The following is a 16,416-nucleotide window of genomic DNA, read 5'->3' as shown; positions in this document are numbered from 1 at the left end:
ACCCTGATCGTCAGCGTCGGCCGGCTCGGTGACCTCACCGGCCGCCGCCGCTTGCTGCTGGCCGGGATAGTCCTGTTCACGCTGGCCTCGCTCCTGTGCGGGCTGGCGCCCACGCTCGGCTGGCTGATCGCCGCCCGGGCGCTGCAGGGCCTCGGCGCCGCCATCCTGATGGCCCTCAGCGTGGCCTTGGTCGGGGAGACGGTGCCGAAGGCCAAGACCGGTAGCACCATGGGGTTGCTCGGCAGCATGTCCGCGATTGGCACCGCTCTCGGTCCATCCCTCGGCGGCGTGCTGATCGCCGGCCTCGGCTGGCAGGCGATTTTTCTCGTCATGGTGCCACTGGGCGTTCTGACTTTTCTGCTCGCGCGCCGTCATCTGCCCGTTGACCGCGACAGAGCGCAGGCCGAGCGGGCGGGCTTCGACCATGCCGGCACGCTGCTGCTGGCGCTGACGCTCGCGGCTTATGCGCTGGCCATGACCATAGGGCGTGGCCATCTGGGTTCGCTCAATATCGCTCTGTTGCTGGCTGCGCTCTGCGGCGTCGGCCTCTTTCTATGGGTCGAGACGAGGGTCGCATCGCCGTTGCTGCGCTTGGCGCTGTTCCGTGATCCTGGCCTAAGTGCCAGCCTCGCCATGAACGCGCTCGTCTCCACGGTGATGATGGCGACGTTGGTGGTCGGGCCGTTCTACCTGTCGCGTGCGCTCGGGCTCAACGCGGCGCTGGTCGGCGTCGTTATGTCGATTGGCCCCATCATCTCCGCCCTGAGCGGTGTCCCGGCCGGGCGTCTGGTCGACCGTGTGGGCGCGCCCTTTATGCTCGGCGTCGGGCTTAGCGCCATGGCGGCGGGGGCATTGGCGCTGTCCGTGTTGCCGGCGCTGTTCGGCATAGCCGGCTATATCGCCGCCATGGTCGTTTTGACCCCCGGTTATCAGCTGTTCCAGGCCGCGAACAACACGGCCGTGATGCTGGACGTCCAGCCGGACCAGCGCGGCGTCATTTCCGGGATGCTCAGCCTGTCGCGCAATCTCGGGCTGATCACCGGGGCATCCGCCATGGGCGCGGTGTTCGCCCTCGGCGCCATGACGGCCGATATCACCACGGCGTCCCCCGCAGCCGTCGCCAGCGGTATGCGGATTAGCTTTGCGGTCGCCGCAGCGCTAGTCGTCGTCGCCCTCGCTATCGCTTATGCAAGCCAGGCCCAGGCGCGCCGCGCCGTTTTGCCCAAAGCCTGAGCAGAAGGGTGATCCATCCGCGTTCAGATATAAGGGGGTTATGCGCAGGTGGATTCGGCCGAGGCTGCGGCGCGGTCGTGGCGATATAGCCAGATAAGCGGTGGCAGCAGGCTGGCAAGGGCCAGGCAGTCGACCCACAGGTGCAGCCAGATATCGGCCTGCAATGAAATCGCTATGTCCTGCGGCGCCCAGACGATCAGGCCGACTATCAGCCAGCCCCAGGCCGTGCTGCTTCTGTGCCGATCGGCGAGGCGAATCAGCGCCCACATATACAAGGCAAAACTCTGCACTGTGGCGCCGAACAGGGCGATCCACCACAGCTGCTGGGCCCGCGCTGGCGCCGGCGCATCTTCGCCCCAGAAGGACAGGTCGATGCCGTGCAGATAACCCTCGAACAGCGTCGAGTGACCCAGCCAGGCCAGCACCAGGCCGACGAGAAAATGCACGATGGCGGCCGCGTACAGCCAGCGGATCAGCCAGAGCCTTAGGGTTGCGCTGTTCTTGGTGGGCGAGGCGAATAACATTCCATGTCCTCTATGTGTCCTGCGTAAACCCGGAAGGGGCGTGTCGAGCTGATTTGCATTGAGCTTATACGACAACCTGATCCGATTGGCGTGGGATGCGGCCCTCGACAGCCTTGGTCGAGCCCGCGGTCGCAAGCGACTGGCTTTAGTCCAAGCCCCGCTCGGCCCAAACCCTGGCGGCGCTCTGGTGCAGAATCCCATGGCGTCGCGCCAGGGCCTGGCGGTCCTGGTCGTAGCCGCCGCCGATCAGGCCGACCACCGGGATATCGCGGCCCAGACAGTGGTTGAGCACAGCGGCGTCGCGGGCGGCGACGCCGGCGTCGCTGAGTTGCAGATAGCCCAGGGCGTCGTCCTTATGTACATCCACCCCGGCGTCGTACAGGACGATATCCGGCTGGTACAGCGGCAGCAGGTAGTTCAGCGCGTCATCCACCACCCTGAGGTAATCCGCATCGCCCATGCCCATGGGTAGCGGGATATCCCAGTCGCTGGCGGCCTTGCGCGCCGGGTAGTTCTTCTCGCAGTGCAGCGACACTGTGATCGCCTCCGGGGTGCCTTCCAGCAGGCGGGCGGTGCCGTCGCCCTGGTGCACGTCGCAGTCGAAGATCAGCACCCGCTGCGCCTGGCCGCTCTGCAGCAGGTAGTGGCTGATCACCGCCAGGTCGTTGAAGATGCAGAAACCAGCTGGATGATCAAAGTGGGCATGGTGGGTGCCGCCGGCCAGGTGGCAGGCCAGGCCATGCTGCAGCGCCTGTTCGGCGGCCAGCAGTGAACCGCCGACGGCACGCGCGGTGCGGCGGGCCAGGGGCTCGCTCCAGGGTAGGCCGAGGCGGCGTTGTTCCTCGTGGCCCAGTTCGCCGCTGCAAAAGCGCTGGATATAGTCGGGGCAGTGGGCCAGGGCCAGCACCTCGGGCGGGCACAGCTCGGGGCGCAACAGCTCGGCGTCCGTGCACAGGCCGCTGTCCACCAGGTGGTCGCGCAGCAGGCGGAATTTCTCCATGGGGAAGCGATGGCTGGCCGGGAAGGTCGGGCTGTAGTCGTCGTGATAGACCAGCGGCAGACGCATAGAATAGGACTCTTTAAGGCAGCGGCTGAGTATGGCGCTGCGGCCGCGGCCGACTCAAGCGGAGTAGCCATGACTGAACTGGACGCCGTACGCGCCTACCACCAGCTGAGCAAGCATCAGCCACAGCGCTTCGCCCCCGGGCCCGGGCAGCTGGAGTGGGCGACCCAGCCGGCCGCCTTTCGCCGCTATGCGGTCGCGCGCCTGCTCGAGCTGGGCCGGCGTCCGCTGACGGAGTCGCCGGCCTATGACCAGGTGTTCGCCGCGCCCCTGGGCGCGCCGGCGCCGCTCGATCACAGCAGTCTCGCGCAACTGCTGTACGACAGCCTGGCGCTGTCGGCCTGGAAGGAGGCCGGTGGCAGTCGCTGGGCGCTGCGGGTCAATCCCTCGTCGGGCAATCTGCACCCGACCGAGGCCTACCTGCTGCTGCCGGCCGGCTGTCTGGAGGAGGGTGCGTTGCTGGCCCATTACACGGCCGACGCCCATGCCCTGGAAATCCGCGCCGAGTTGCCCGCGCCCCTGGCCGAGCAACTGACCCAGGCTTTGCCCGCGGGCGGTTGCCTGCTGGCGTTGGCCAGCATTCCCTGGCGCGAGGCGTGGAAGTACGGCGAGCGCGCCTACCGCTACTGCCAACTTGATCTGGGTCATGCCCTGGCCGCCCTGGCGCTTGCCGCCAGCGCCCTGGGCTGGCAGGTGCGGCTGTTGCGCGGGGTGGCCGAGGCGCAGCTGGACGCTTGCTTCGGCCTGGATCGTGAGGGTTTTCACGAGGCCGAGCATGGCGACTGCCTGTTGTGGATAGGCCCCAGCCAGGCCGCCGAATTCCACCTGCCCGCGGCCTTGCTCCAGGGCCTGGCCGCGCTGGAGCTGCAGGGCCGGCCCAATCGCTTGTCGCGGCACTATCGCGACTGGCCGGAGCTGGCGCGGGTGCAGGCGTTGTGCCGCGCGCCGGCCTTGCCCGCCCAACCTTGGCTGGCTGAAGCGGGCCGCGCCCAGGCGGATAATCCCGGCCTGGCGCTGCGCCCGCTGCTGCATCGGCGACGCAGCGCGCAGGTCATGGACGGCAAGAGTGGGATTCACGCCGAGTTGCTGTTCGCCTGGCTGCACCGCCTGCTGCCGGCCCATTCGCCGGTGCCTTTGGCCGTGAGCGGCGAGCCGGCGCAGGTCGATCTGCTGCTGTTCGTCCACCGCGTGCAGGGCCTGGAACCCGGGCTGTATTGGCTGGCGCGGGTCGATGGCCAGGCGCAGGGCGGGCTGCGCGAGGATTTTCTCTGGCAGCGGGCGCATGCCGAGCTGCCGCTGTACCGCCTGCTGCAGGGCGATGCCCGTGGCCTGGCGGGCTTTCTCTCCTGCGGCCAGGATATCGCCAGCGACGGCTGCGTCGCCCTGGCCATGCTTAGCCGCTTCGATACGGCGCTGCAGGCCGGCGCCTGGCGTTATCCGCGGCTGTACTGGGAGTGCGGGCAGATCGGCCAGTTGCTCTACCTGGAAGCCGAGGCGGCGGGGCTGTCCGCCACTGGCATCGGCTGCTATTTCGACGATGCTGTACATGAACTGCTTGGTCTGGCCGACAGTCGCTGGCAAAGTCTTTACCATTTCACCCTGGGTCGGGCCGTATGGGATCAGCGTCTCAGCACCCTACCGGCCTACCCGGACGTTGAAAAACTACTGCGCTAGGCTATGCCGCGTTGAAACCGGCCTCAAAATGCTCATTTACAACCCGTAAACTGCGCTTTTTCGGCCGATTTCGCCTTGCCTAGCCGTCGCTCGCGACGTTTTTCCAACGCCCGGTTACCCGGAATCACCTTTGTCGGTTACAGGAGAGCATGCATGAGTCAGGTGTTGAACGAGTTGGTAGCCCTGCTGACCCTGGAAACCATCGAGGAAAATCTGTTTCGCGGGGTCAGCCAGGACCTGGGTTTTCGCCAGCTGTTCGGCGGCCAGGTGCTCGGTCAGTGCGTATCGGCGGCCAGTCAGACGGTGGAGGCGGCGCGCCATGTGCATTCCATGCACGGTTATTTTCTGCGTCCGGGCGATGCCGCGCTGCCGGTGGTCTATCAGGTCGACCGGGTGCGTGATGGCGGTAGTTTCAGCACGCGGCGGGTGACGGCGATCCAGAAGGGCAAGCCGATCTTTACCTGCAGCGCCTCCTTCCAGTTCGATGAAAAAGGCAACCACCACCAGAACCCGATGCCGCAAGTGCCGGGGCCGGAAGAGTTGAAATCGGAAACCGAGCTGTCGCGCATGGTGGCTTCGATGATCCCCGAGCGCATGCGCGAGCGCGCCACCAGCGACAAGCCCATCGAGATCCGCCCGGTGACCCGCATCAACCCCTTCGCGCCCAAGCCGTGCGAGCCGGTCAAGCATGTGTGGTTCCGCGCCGCCGCTCCGCTGCCGGACGAGCCGCAGCTGCACAAGCTGCTGCTGGCCTACGCCAGCGACTTCAACCTGTTGACTACCTCGATGCAGCCCCATGGCGTCTCGGTGTTCCAGAAATTTATGCAGGTGGCCAGCCTCGATCATGCGCTGTGGTTTCACGGCAACCTGCGCATGGACGACTGGCTGCTGTACAGCATGGACAGCCCCTGGGCCGGCAACGCCCGCGGCTTTTCGCGGGGCAGCATCTTCAATCGCCAGGGCCAGCTGGTGGCCTCGGTGGCCCAGGAGGGCCTGACCCGAATCCGTGAGGATTGGAAGTGAGCCGCGAGGACTGGAAATGAGTCTGGCCGCCGCGCGCCATTGGGTGTTCGATATGGACGGCACCCTGACCCTGGCGGTGCATGATTTTCCGGCGATCAAGCGCGCCCTGGATATTCCCCTGAGCGCCGATATTCTCGGCCATCTGGCGACCCTGCCCGAGGATGTGGCGGCGGCCAAGCATGCCTGGCTGCTGGAGCACGAGCGCGAGCTGGCGCTGACCGCCGCTCCCGCGCCCGGCGCCATCGAGCTGGTGCGCAGCCTGCGGGCGCGCGGTTGCCGGCTCGGTATCCTCACCCGCAACGCCCATGAGTTGGCGCTGCTGACCCTGCAGGCGATCGGCCTGGACGACTGCTTCGCCGTGGGCGACGTGATCGGCCGCGACGAGGCGCCGCCCAAGCCGGACCCCGGCGGCCTGCTGCAGCTGGCCGCGCTCTGGCAAGTGGCGCCGAGCGCGCTGGTGATGGTGGGGGATTTTCGCTTCGACCTGGAATGCGCCCGCGCCGCCGGGGCGCGCAGCGTGCTGGTCAACCTGGCGGAAAATCCCTGGCCGGAGCTGGCCGATCATTTCGCCGTGGATTGCCGGGCCCTAGCCCGGGACGTAGGTTGGCGCTGAGCCTGCGAAGCCCAACAAGGAGTGCACCGCACTCCGCCCGGCGTCCTGGCTTGTTACTGCGTCCGGCTTGCGAACGCCATGTTGGGCTTCGCGGAGCTCAGCCCAACCTACGCCTCAATGACGGCGACCGGACTCCAGGTCCTTGAATCCGTAGCCCGGATGCAATCCGGGACAGAGGGTGAGAGCCAGGCGATTCCCCGGATTGCACCCGGGCTACCAATAAGCGTGGCGTCTTTTAATGGCAGCAGCCGGACTCCAGGTCCTTAAGGATCGGGCAGTCCGGGCGCTCGTCGCCCTGGCAGTGCTCCATCAATTCCTTGAGCGTGTCGCGCAGGCTGCTGAGTTCGCCGATCTTGCGCTCCAGCTCGGCTATATGCCCGGCGGCCAGGCTCTTGACGTCGGCGCTGGCGCGTTGGCGGTCTTGCCACAGGGCCAGCAGTTGGCTGACTTCGGCGAGGGAAAACCCCAAATCCCGCGAGCGCTTGATAAAAGCCAGGCGATGCAGGTCGTTCTGGCTGTACTGGCGATAGCCGCTGTCGGTGCGCCCGGCCGCGGGCAGCAGGTCGATGCTCTCGTAGTAGCGGATCATCTTGGCGCTAAGGCCGGTTCTCTGCGCGGCTTGGCCGATATTCATCAGGCTCTCCATGGCATGGGTAGGCGCTGTTTAATTGTAGGGCGGACATGGTGAAGCCTTGTCCGCCAAGGGGCCGCCACGGCGGACAAGCCGCGCTGCGGCATGTCCATCCTACGAGTCATGGCTGCGGCTTCCAGGTTTTCAATAACAGGGCATTGCTCACCACGCTGACGCTGCTCAGCGCCATGGCCGCGCCGGCCAGCATGGGGTTGAGCAGACCAAAGGCGGCCAGGGGAATGCCGATCAGGTTATAGGCGAAGGCCCAGAACAGGTTCTGGCGGATCTTGTTATAGGTGCGCTTGCTGATATCCAGGGCGTCGGCCACCAGGCGCGGGTCGCCGCGCATCAGGGTGATGCCGGCGGCGTGCATGGCCACGTCGGTGCCGCTGCCCATGGCGATGCCGACATCGGCGGCGGCCAGGGCCGGGGCGTCGTTGATGCCGTCGCCGACCATGGCCACCACGGCGTCTTTCCTCAAGGCCGTGATGATCGCCGCCTTGTCCGCCGGCAGCACTTCGGCATGCGCCGCCGTGATGCCCAGCGCCTGGGCCACGGCCTGCACGCTGCCCCGGTTGTCGCCGCTGATCAGGTGGCTGGCGATGCCTTGTGCGCTTAGCGCGGCGATGGCCTCGGCGGCGCCTGCCTTAAGCGTATCGCCAAAGGCGAACAGGCCCAGCACCCGCGGCTGCGGTGCCAGCTCCAGCAGCCAGGACAAGGTGCGGCCTTCGGCTTCCCAGGCCAGGGCGTCGACGGTCAGCGCATCGTTGTGCAGCTGTTGCTCTTCGAGCAGACGTTTATTGCCCAAAGCCAGCCGGCGCTCGCCTATCCGCCCGGCAATGCCGCGCCCGGCCAGGGCCTGGCTGTCACTGACTGGCGGCAGCTCCAGTTGCTGCGCCGTGCAGGCATCCAGCACCGCCTTGGCCAGTGAGTGTTCGCTGCCGCGCTGCAGGGCGCCGGCCAGTTGCAGCAGCTGCGCCGTATGTTCGGAGTCAGGGCCATCGACCGCCTGCAGGTGGGCGATGCGCGGGCTGCCTTCGGTCAGGGTACCGGTCTTGTCGAAGGCCACCAGGCTGACCGAATGGGCGATCTCCAGGGCTTCGGCGTCCTTGATCAATATGCCGTGGCGCGCCGCTACCCCGGTGCCCGCCATGATCGCCGTGGGCGTGGCCAGGCCGAGGGCGCAGGGGCAGGCGATCACCAGCACCGCCACGGCATTCAGCAGGGCGGTCTCGATGCCGACGCCGAGCAGCAGCCAGATCAGCAATGTGGCCAGGGCGATCAGCAGTACAGTCGGCACGAACACCTGGCTGACCCTGTCCACCAGCTTCTGGATCGGCGCCTTGGCCGCCTGGGCGTCTTCCACCAGGCGGATAATTCGCGACAGCACGGTTTCCGCGCCGAGGGCGGTGGTTTCCACCAGCAGACGGCCTTCGCCATTGATAGCCCCGGCGGTGACCCTGTCGCCCGGCTGCTTGGGCTGCGGCAGGCTCTCGCCGCTGATCAGGGCTTCGTCGGCATGGCTCTGGCCTTCCGCTACCCGCCCGTCCACCGGGAAGCGCTCGCCGGGCTTGACCACTATGGCGTCGCCCAGCTGCAGGGCGCTCAGCGCCACCCATTGCTCGACCCCATCGCGCAGACGCAAGGCGCGCTCCGGGCGCAGCGCCTGCAGGGCGCGAATGGCGCTGCTGGTCTGGCGCTTGGCGCGGCTTTCCAGGTATTTACCGAGCAGGATCAGGCTGATGATTACCGCGGAGGCTTCGAAGTACAGCTGGGGCATGCCGGCTGGGGTCGTCGACCACTGGTAGAGGCTTAGGCCATAGGCGGCGCTGGTGCCTATGGCCACCAGTTGATCCATATTCCCCGCCCCGGCGCGCAGGCCACGCCAGGCGGCGCGGTAGAAGCGCGCGCCGAAGACGAACTGCACCGGGGTGGCCAAGGCGAACTGGGCCCAGGCCGGCAGCATCCAGTGCAGGCCGAGGGACTCGGCGAGCATGGGCACGACCAGGGGCAGGGTCAGCAGCATGGCCAGCAGCAGCGCCCAGCGTTCGCGTTGCAGATGGTGCTCGGCCGCAGGCGCAGTGGGACTGTCGAGGTCCAGCAGGCTGGCGCTATAGCCGGCCTGTTGCACCGCGGCAAGCAGGCTCTGGGGATCGAGGCCGCGGACTATCTGCAACTGCGCCTGCTCGCTGGCCAGATTGACGCTGACCGACAGCACGCCCGGTTGCCGGGCCAGGGCGCGTTCGATGCGGCCCACGCAGCTGGCACAGCTCATGCCGTCGATGGCCAGCTCCAGGTGTGCGCTGGGCACCCGATAACCGGCGCTTTCGACGGCTTGAACCAGCTGCTCCAGGCTGTCGCTCGGTGCCTGGATGCGCGCCTGTTCGTTGGCCAGGTTGACGCTGACGTTGGCCACCTCGGCCACTCTGGCCAGGGCGCGTTCTACCCGTCCGGCGCAACTGGCGCAGGTCATGCCGCCGATAGGCAGATCGAAGGTGGTAAGGCTGGACATGCGAGGCCCTCCGTTGAGTTCCAGCATAGGATCAACCTTGACCTGATGGTAAGGTCAAGCGCTGTTTTATGCCTTGACCTTGCCCAGGGGGTAAGCCTGACACTGGCCGCATCCCGCCAGCCGGGAACAGACATTCAATCAGGAGGTTGCAGATGCAAGTAGCAAAGGTTCACACATTCAGGGTCGAAGGCATGACCTGCGAGCACTGCGTCAAGGCGGTGACCGAGGCCGTGCAGGCCCGTGATGCGGCCGCCGAGGTCAAGGTGAAACTGCAAGGCGGCGAGGTGCGGGTGAACAGCAGCTTGTCCAGCGATGAGCTGATCATCGCCATAGCCGAGGCGGGTTATGGGGTTGGCCTGGGTTAACGCTGCTGGAGCCAGGCCTGTCCGCTAAGCCGGTTCGCTGAGCGAGCCGACTTTCTCCTGCTGCGGGGGCCTGGTCGAGCCGATATACACCGCAATGACCGTCAGCAGGGCGCCGCCGATCTGCAGGGCCGAACTGGCTTTGTGCAGGAACACCAAGTCGATAAAGTAGGTGATCACCGGTTCGAGCAGCAGGATAAGTCCGGCCAGCCCCAGGCTTATGCGGCCAATAGAGCGGTTGACCAGCAGCCAGCCAATAAATTGAACCATGACACCATAGATGACGAGCATGACCAGCGTTTGGCCATCGGGTATGGCCAGGCTTTCATCATTGAACAGGGCGTAGCCGAACAGTACCAGGGCGGCCCAGATACTCAGGTTAAGCATCTGGGCTATCTGGTCGCCGCCGCGATCGGGCCGATCTGCATTCAACTTCAAGAAGTACAGGCAGATGGCGTAGGCCAGGCCCGAGGCGATACCAAACACAACGCCCTTGATGCCAGCCGTGCTGGTCATTTCCGGGAGCAACAGCAAGTAGAGCCCGACAAAAGCCAGGGCCATGGCCATGACGAAGTGTAGCGATGGCCGTTCTTTGAATAAGAAAAGGCCGAGCAAGGTCATAAAGAACACCTGGCAGTTGGTCAGGATAGAGCCTATCCCCGGGCCAACGATGTAAATGCTCTGGTGCCATAGAATCAAATCAATCGCCAGAAACACCCCGGCCAGGCCGGTGTACAGGGTCGATTGCTGGCTGCTCAATCGGCTTGGGATGTTTCGCCACTTCAATGTGAGATAAAACAGCAGGGCAGCAATCAGCATTCGATAAAACCCGGCACCGCCCGGGCCTATATCGGAAAAGGCTACGGCGAGCGCCGAGAGGCTAAGCATAAGCCCGCCTAGGGTCAGTTCGATAATGGCTCTGCTATTTTGCATATTGGCTATCTCTATAAATTACGCTGCGCTCAGCAATACGCACTTAATTGCTGGGCGCAGCCTGCAATTAGCAGTTGTCTGGTAGTGGTCTGGTTTTCCCAATAAACCTAAATGCTTATTGGGCTTCTTTAAGCGCCAGCTTTACCCACTGTTGTACGGGGGCGTAATTCAATATGTTATTGGCATAGCCTTGCAGATCCGCCGGGAGGGCGATGCCATATCTGCGCAGGCGGAATATGACCGGAACATACATGGCATCGACTATGCCGAAGTTGCCGCAGAGGAATTCACTGGAGCCGCTGATGGCCAGGAGATTGCGCCAGATCTGGCAGATACGCTGGATTTCACCCTGGGTTTCGCTGCTCAGGGTTTCCGGAGTGTCGCCCGTGTTAAGGCCAAAAGACAGTTGCGTACGCAGGTTGGTGAAGCCTGAGTGCATTTCGGCCGCGGCGGCGCGGGCCAGGGCCCGGAGACTCTGCTCTTCGGGCCAGAGGCGCGCGTTTGGATAGATTTCGGCAATATATTCGGCAATGGCCAGGCTGTCGTTGATGGTAATTCCATCTATGCCCAGCGCCGGTACTTTCCCGGACGCGGAGTACTGCAATATAGTGGCGCGGGTATCGGCTTGTTCAAGCTTTACTTGCTGGGTCGAAAAACTAACGTCGGCAGTTTTCAGTACTAACCATGCGCGCAGCGACCATGAAGATTTGCCGAAGTCACCGATTGCCAAGGTAATTACCATGGGTTTTCCTACTCGATAGAATTTGTTGGAAGGCTAATCTAGCAGGGCTGTTGAGCGGCTTATTGTACAAAACTGGACAGGCATATGGATAAGATGCAGCACGATGAAGTCCTAGGTCGGGATAAGGATTACTCGCACTTCTGGCGGATTCCAGAAGGGCAGTGCGAATTGCTATCGGCTAAATACTCTCAGCAGCGATTTGGTCGTCATTCCCATGACAGATACGCGCTTGGCGTTATCACGGGTGGTGTGGAAAAACTCTATTACCGTGGCGCGCATTATCTGGGCTGTGCGGGAAGCGTGGTCACTATCAGTCCTGGGGAAATACATGACGGCTTGCCGGGTAGCGATGCCGGGTGGATGTACCGCATGCTCTACGTCGACCCGCTTTGGCTGAATTCGCTGGTGCTGCCAGGGCGTTGCGCCGCCGAGCATATCCATCTGTTTCAGCAGCCCCTGAGTGCGGATAAAGGCTTGGCCAGGTCGCTGCTTGCGGCGCATCGTTCGATCGAGCAATCCAGCCAGCCACTCGAGCGTGAAACCCTTCTGCTCGAAGTGCTGGCCGAGGTTTTCCAGCGGGGTGGCTTGGCTTTAACCGCGCAGGCGGTGTTCGAGCGTGACGCGGTGCGGCGCATCAAGGCGCGCCTGGAGGATGAGCTGGAGCAGAATATCTCCCTGGAACAGCTGGGGCAGGAAGTCGGCATGGACCCCCTCTACCTGATCCGGGTCTTCAAGAGGGAGGTGGGCGTGCCGCCCCATAGCTATCAAATTCAGAAAAGGATTGCCCAGGTGCAAAGGCTGTTGCGGGCGGGGATGGGGGTGGCGGATGCCTCCCTGGCCTGCGGCTTCTTCGATCAGAGCCATATGGCCAGGGCCTTCAAGAAAGTGGTGGGCGTCACGCCGGCAACTTTCCGCAGCGGGCTGGCTAGAGACAAGGCGTTCTTCGGCTATTGATGGGCGCTTAATCCCAATCCTTAATCAAGCCGCGAAAGCAGGCGTCGACCATGGGCGCGGTGTCGCTGAGTGGGTCGAACAGCTTGGGGTCGCGCAGCCAGTCGTGGAACAGGCCAACGATCAGCGCGTGCACGGCGCGGGCCGCCAGGCGCGGGCTGATGCCCGGCTGCAGGCGCTGGCTGACGCAGGGCTGGGCGAACTGCTGTTCGCACAGTTGGATAAACAGATTGATAAAGGCCTCGTGGCGTTCCTCGGCCTCGCGTAGCTCTGCGGTGAACTCGCAGCGGCGCAGCAGGATGGTGAAGATGCGCCGCTTCTGCTCATCCCGCGCCAGGTTCTCGATGGCATCGATGCACAGCCCGCGCAGGGTCAGCAGCGGGTCGTGCTCGGCGCAACCGCGCAGGCGCTCGGCCAGTTGTTCGGGCGGCAGGCGCACCTGGTTGAGCATCTCGCTGAACAGGTGGGCCTTGTTGGTGAAGTGCCAATACACCGCGCCCCGGGTGACCCCGGCGTGGCGGGCGATATGCTCCAGGCTGGTGTGTGCCACGCCTTTCTCCAGAAACAGGGTTTCCGCCGCCGCGAGTAGGGCGCAACGGGTTTGCTCGGCTTCTTCTTTGGTTCGACGCATGGCGGTAGGTGGGTTTCTGGCTAGGCTCAGGTGACAAAGTGTAATGAATCCAGGCGCAATGTTCTATTTACAAACACTTGTGTATGTAACTAGCATTGCCGGTCTCAGAATCTGTTTAGGGTCTTGCGAGCTAGAGTCAGACAAGGCAAAAACAGCCGAGGAAGCGCAGTTTACGAGTTGTAAATGAGCATTCCGAGGCTGTTTTTAACGCCGGATGGCCGACGCGCAGCAGACCGTAAGCAGGTTCTTACACGTAGCGCCTTGCGTTGTCCCGGAGCCACCCATGCTTTTTTCTCGCCATTTCCCCGTAGCTATCGGGGCCTTGCTGTTCACCGCCCTCATCCCCGCACTGCAGGCCGCCGATGCACCGCCGGCGCCTGAAGTGGTAGTGGAGACCGTCAAGGTCGAGGCCTTGCCGCTGGAGCTGGAATATTCCGCGCGCACCGCCGGTTTTCGCGAGGTGCAGGTACGGGCCCAGGTCAGCGGCATCCTGCAGGAGCGCACCTACCTGGAGGGCAGTCAGGTCAAGCAGGGCCAGGTGATGTTCCGCATCGACTCGCGCACCTACCAGGCCGCCTTGGCCCGGGCCAAGGGCGCGCTGGCCCAGGAGCAGGCGCGCTACCGGCAGACCGAGCGCGACCTCAAGCGCATCCGCGAGCTGCAGAAGAAGGGCTTCGCCAGCGAGAGCGAGCTGGATAACGCGGTCTCCAACTTCGAGCAGAGCAAGGCCAATATCCAGGCCGCCGAGGCCGAGGTGCAGTCCAAGCAGATCGACCTCGACTACTGCACGGTAAAGGCGCCGATTTCCGGCATCACCAGCAAGGAAACCGTGTCCGAAGGCAGCCTGATGGTGGCCGGCGACCCGAATGCCAGCCTGCTGAGCAATATCACCCAACTCGATCCCATCTACGTCAACTTCGCCGCCCCGGATTCCGATGTGGAGGGCGTGCGCAGCGGCCTGCAGAACGGCAGCCTGGTGCTGCCGGCAGACGGCAAGATGAGCGTGCAGATCACCCTGGGCGACGGCAGCGTCTACCCGCTGGAAGGCAAGGTGGACTTCACCGACCGCCTGGTCGACCGCGGCACCGGCACCGTCAGCGCCCGCGCCGTGGTACCCAACCCCGAGCAGAAGCTGCTGCCCGGCCAGTTCGTGCGGGTGCGGGTCTTGGGCATCAGTATGCCCAAGGCCATGACCCTGCCGGAGCGCGCCATCGCCCAGAGCCCGGGTGGCACCTTCGTCTATGTGGTGGATGAGGGCGGCATCGCGCGCATGCGCCAGGTCACCACCGGGCACACGGCCAAGGGCCGCTGGGTGATAGTTTCCGGCATCAGCGCCGGCGAGCGGGTGATAGTCGAAGGCCTGCCCAAGGTGCGCCCGGATACCCCGGTCAGAGTCGCCAGCCAACCCGCCAAGCAATCCTAAGGAGCGTCCCAGGTGATTTCACGCTTCTTTATCGACCGCCCGGTATTCGCCGCGGTCATCTCGGTGGTCATAGTGTTGGCGGGCCTGATGGCCATGCGCACGCTGCCGATTGCCCAGTACCCGCAGATCCTGCCGCCCCAGGTGTCGGTCAGCGCCAGTTACGGCGGGGCCAGTGCCCAGGTGATCGCCGAGACGGTGGCCGCGCCGCTGGAACAGTCGATCAACGGCGTCGAGGGCATGATCTACCAGCAGTCCAACTCGGGCGGCAACGCCATGAGCCTGTCGGTGTATTTCGAGGTGGGCCGCGACCCCGACCAGGCCACCATCGACGTCAACAATCGGGTGCAGGCCGCCCTGGCCAAGTTGCCGGAGGAAGTGCGCCGGCAAGGCGTCAAGGTGCAGAAGAAGTCCTCGGACATTCTCCAGGTGGTCACCCTGTATTCCCCGGATGGCTCCCGCGACCCGGTGTTTATCAGCAACTACGCGCTGATCAACGTGATCGACGAACTCAAGCGCCTGCCCGGCGTCGGCGATGTCAGCCAGTTCGGCTCGAAAGACTATTCCATGCGCATCTGGCTGCGCCCGGACAAGCTGGCCCAGTACAACCTGACGCCCACCGATGTGGTCAGCGCGATCCGCGAGCAGAACTCGCAGTTCGCCGCTGGCAGCTTCGGCCAGCAGCCGCTCAAGCAGGAGCAGGACTTCACCTACACGGTAACCACCCAGGGCCGCTTTACCGACCCGAAAGAATTCGAGAACGTCATCCTGCGCACCGACGACACCGGCGCCAGCCTGCTGCTCAAGGACGTCGCGCGGATCGAGCTGGGCGCCCAGGACTATTCGCTGATGACCTCGCTCAACGGCCAACAGAACGCCGCCTTCGGCGTCTACCTGCAACCCGGCGCCAATGCCCTGGATACCGCCGCCGCGGTCAGTGCGACCCTCGAGCGGCTGTCGCAGAACTTCCCCAGCGGCATGACCTACAAGGTGCCCTACGACACCACCAAATTCGTCCGGGTCTCTATCAAGGAGGTGATCCACACCTTCTTCGAGGCCCTGGTGCTGGTGGTGCTGGTGGTGTTTATCTTCCTGCAGAACTGGCGCGCTACCCTGATCCCGCTGCTGGCGATTCCGGTGTCGCTGGTCGGTACCTTCGCCGGCATGTACCTGCTGGGCTTCTCCATCAACCTCTTGACCCTGTTCGGCATGGTGCTGGCCATCGGCATAGTGGTGGACGACGCCATAGTGGTGATAGAGAACGTCGAGCGGGTGATGGCCAGCGACAAGATCGGCCCGCGCGAGGCGACCATCAAGGCCATGCAGGAAGTCACCGGGCCGATAGTCGCCATCGTTCTGGTGCTGTGCGCGGTGTTCGTGCCGGTGGGCTTTCTCGGCGGCCTGGCCGGGGAGATGTACAAACAGTTCGCCATCACCATCGCCGTGTCGGTGGTGATCTCCGGCATAGTCGCACTGACCCTGAGCCCGGCGCTGTGCGCCCTGCTGCTCAAGCCCGGCCAGCACGAACCGGCCGCGCCGTTCCGCGCCTTCAATAGGCTGTTCGACAAGTTGACCGCGGGCTATACCGCCGGCGTGCGTTTCTTCCTCAAGCGCTCGGCGGTGGGCCTGCTGCTGTTCGGCGCGATGATTGCGCTGATGGTCGTGCTGTTCAACCGGGTGCCCAGTTCCCTGGTGCCCAGCGAGGACCAGGGCTATGTGATCAACGCCTACTTCCTGCCGCCGGCCGCTTCCCTGACCCGCACCGAGAAGCTCACCAGCGAGGTGACCCAGCAGCTGATGGAACACCCGGCGGTGCAGGATGTGGTGACCTTCGCCGGTTTCGACGTGCTGACCTTCGGCACCCGCAGCAACGCCGGGGTGTCCTTCGTGCCGCTGAAAGACTGGAGCGAGCGCACCACCCCCGAGCTGGATGCGCGCAACCTGACCCGCACCTTTATGGGCATGGGCGCGGCGCAGAAGGACGGCGTGGTGATGAGCTTCAACCCGCCGCCCATCACCGGCATGAGCACCACCGGCGGCTTCGAGGGTTATATCCAGGACCGCAGCGGCGCCAGCACCGCGCAGCTGGCGGGCAAGGTTCAGG

Annotated in this window: 15 protein-coding genes; 8 read left to right on the top strand and 7 right to left on the bottom strand. The window is 64.5% G+C overall.

Annotated features, from left to right (window positions below):
* On the top strand, positions 1 to 1,233 hold a 1,233-nt coding region (locus tag Q8Q83_RS08235; RefSeq protein WP_305622744.1), incomplete at its 5' end, for an MFS transporter.
* Between the two features lie 38 nt (positions 1,234 to 1,271).
* On the opposite strand, the gene Q8Q83_RS08230 is transcribed toward Q8Q83_RS08235, so the two are convergent.
* Positions 1,272 to 1,757, bottom strand: coding sequence for a cell division protein (locus Q8Q83_RS08230; RefSeq protein WP_305622742.1), 486 nt, complete (start codon positions 1,755 to 1,757; stop codon positions 1,272 to 1,274).
* A gap of 145 nt (positions 1,758 to 1,902) precedes the next feature.
* Complete coding sequence (locus Q8Q83_RS08225; RefSeq protein WP_305622741.1) at positions 1,903 to 2,823, bottom strand: histone deacetylase; 921 nt, start codon at positions 2,821 to 2,823, stop codon at positions 1,903 to 1,905.
* A gap of 69 nt (positions 2,824 to 2,892) precedes the next feature.
* Here Q8Q83_RS08225 and Q8Q83_RS08220 point away from each other — a divergent pair, with 69 nt between their 5' ends.
* From Q8Q83_RS08220 to Q8Q83_RS08210, 3 genes are all read left to right on the top strand, one after another.
* Positions 2,893 to 4,494: a SagB/ThcOx family dehydrogenase gene (locus Q8Q83_RS08220; protein ID WP_305622739.1), complete on the top strand. Its 1,602-nt coding sequence runs from the start codon at positions 2,893 to 2,895 to the stop codon at positions 4,492 to 4,494.
* A 153-nt stretch (positions 4,495 to 4,647) separates the two neighbouring features.
* Positions 4,648 to 5,517 carry an acyl-CoA thioesterase II gene (tesB, locus tag Q8Q83_RS08215; RefSeq protein WP_305622738.1) on the top strand — a complete coding sequence of 290 codons (870 nt, stop codon included), beginning with the start codon at positions 4,648 to 4,650 and terminating at the stop codon, positions 5,515 to 5,517.
* 16 nt (positions 5,518 to 5,533) lie between these two features.
* Complete coding sequence (locus tag Q8Q83_RS08210) at positions 5,534 to 6,130, top strand: HAD family hydrolase (RefSeq protein ID WP_305622736.1); 597 nt, start codon at positions 5,534 to 5,536, stop codon at positions 6,128 to 6,130.
* Positions 6,131 to 6,365: 235 nt separating this feature from the next.
* On the opposite strand, the gene cueR is transcribed toward Q8Q83_RS08210, so the two are convergent.
* Complete coding sequence (gene cueR / locus Q8Q83_RS08205) at positions 6,366 to 6,764, bottom strand: Cu(I)-responsive transcriptional regulator (RefSeq protein WP_305622734.1); 399 nt, start codon at positions 6,762 to 6,764, stop codon at positions 6,366 to 6,368.
* A gap of 118 nt (positions 6,765 to 6,882) precedes the next feature.
* Positions 6,883 to 9,273, bottom strand: coding sequence for a heavy metal translocating P-type ATPase (locus Q8Q83_RS08200; protein WP_305622733.1), 2,391 nt, complete (start codon positions 9,271 to 9,273; stop codon positions 6,883 to 6,885).
* A gap of 152 nt (positions 9,274 to 9,425) precedes the next feature.
* On the opposite strand from Q8Q83_RS08200, the gene Q8Q83_RS08195 reads away from it, so the two are divergent.
* The gene (locus Q8Q83_RS08195; protein WP_305622732.1) at positions 9,426 to 9,638 is read left to right on the top strand and encodes a heavy-metal-associated domain-containing protein; all 213 of its coding nucleotides are present in this window, start codon (positions 9,426 to 9,428) and stop codon (positions 9,636 to 9,638) included.
* Between the two features lie 24 nt (positions 9,639 to 9,662).
* Here the strand turns inward: Q8Q83_RS08195 and Q8Q83_RS08190 are convergent, their stop codons facing one another.
* Positions 9,663 to 10,568, bottom strand: a complete 906-nt coding sequence (locus Q8Q83_RS08190) for a DMT family transporter (RefSeq protein WP_305622731.1) — start codon at positions 10,566 to 10,568, stop codon at positions 9,663 to 9,665.
* Positions 10,569 to 10,683: 115 nt separating this feature from the next.
* Positions 10,684 to 11,310 carry a glutathione S-transferase gene (locus tag Q8Q83_RS08185; protein WP_305622729.1) on the bottom strand — a complete coding sequence of 209 codons (627 nt, stop codon included), beginning with the start codon at positions 11,308 to 11,310 and terminating at the stop codon, positions 10,684 to 10,686.
* An 84-nt stretch (positions 11,311 to 11,394) separates the two neighbouring features.
* On the opposite strand from Q8Q83_RS08185, the gene Q8Q83_RS08180 reads away from it, so the two are divergent.
* Positions 11,395 to 12,264 (top strand): AraC family transcriptional regulator, encoded by an 870-nt coding sequence (locus tag Q8Q83_RS08180; protein ID WP_305622728.1) that lies wholly within the window; start codon positions 11,395 to 11,397, stop codon positions 12,262 to 12,264.
* A gap of 7 nt (positions 12,265 to 12,271) precedes the next feature.
* Here the strand turns inward: Q8Q83_RS08180 and Q8Q83_RS08175 are convergent, their stop codons facing one another.
* Positions 12,272 to 12,892 (bottom strand): TetR family transcriptional regulator, encoded by a 621-nt coding sequence (locus Q8Q83_RS08175; RefSeq protein ID WP_305622726.1) that lies wholly within the window; start codon positions 12,890 to 12,892, stop codon positions 12,272 to 12,274.
* A 283-nt stretch (positions 12,893 to 13,175) separates the two neighbouring features.
* Between Q8Q83_RS08175 and Q8Q83_RS08170 the strand changes: the two genes are divergently transcribed.
* Together Q8Q83_RS08170 and Q8Q83_RS08165 are read left to right on the top strand one after the other, a co-directional pair.
* Positions 13,176 to 14,315, top strand: a complete 1,140-nt coding sequence (locus Q8Q83_RS08170; protein ID WP_305622725.1) for an efflux RND transporter periplasmic adaptor subunit — start codon at positions 13,176 to 13,178, stop codon at positions 14,313 to 14,315.
* A 12-nt stretch (positions 14,316 to 14,327) separates the two neighbouring features.
* The coding region (locus Q8Q83_RS08165; RefSeq protein ID WP_305622723.1) for an efflux RND transporter permease subunit at positions 14,328 to 16,416 on the top strand (2,089 nt) is incomplete at its 3' end.

This window comes from Pseudomonas sp. (assembly GCF_030696055.1).
Lineage (GTDB): Bacteria > Pseudomonadota > Gammaproteobacteria > Pseudomonadales > Pseudomonadaceae > Aquipseudomonas.
This window is presented reverse-complemented; position numbering and strand designations above follow the sequence as displayed.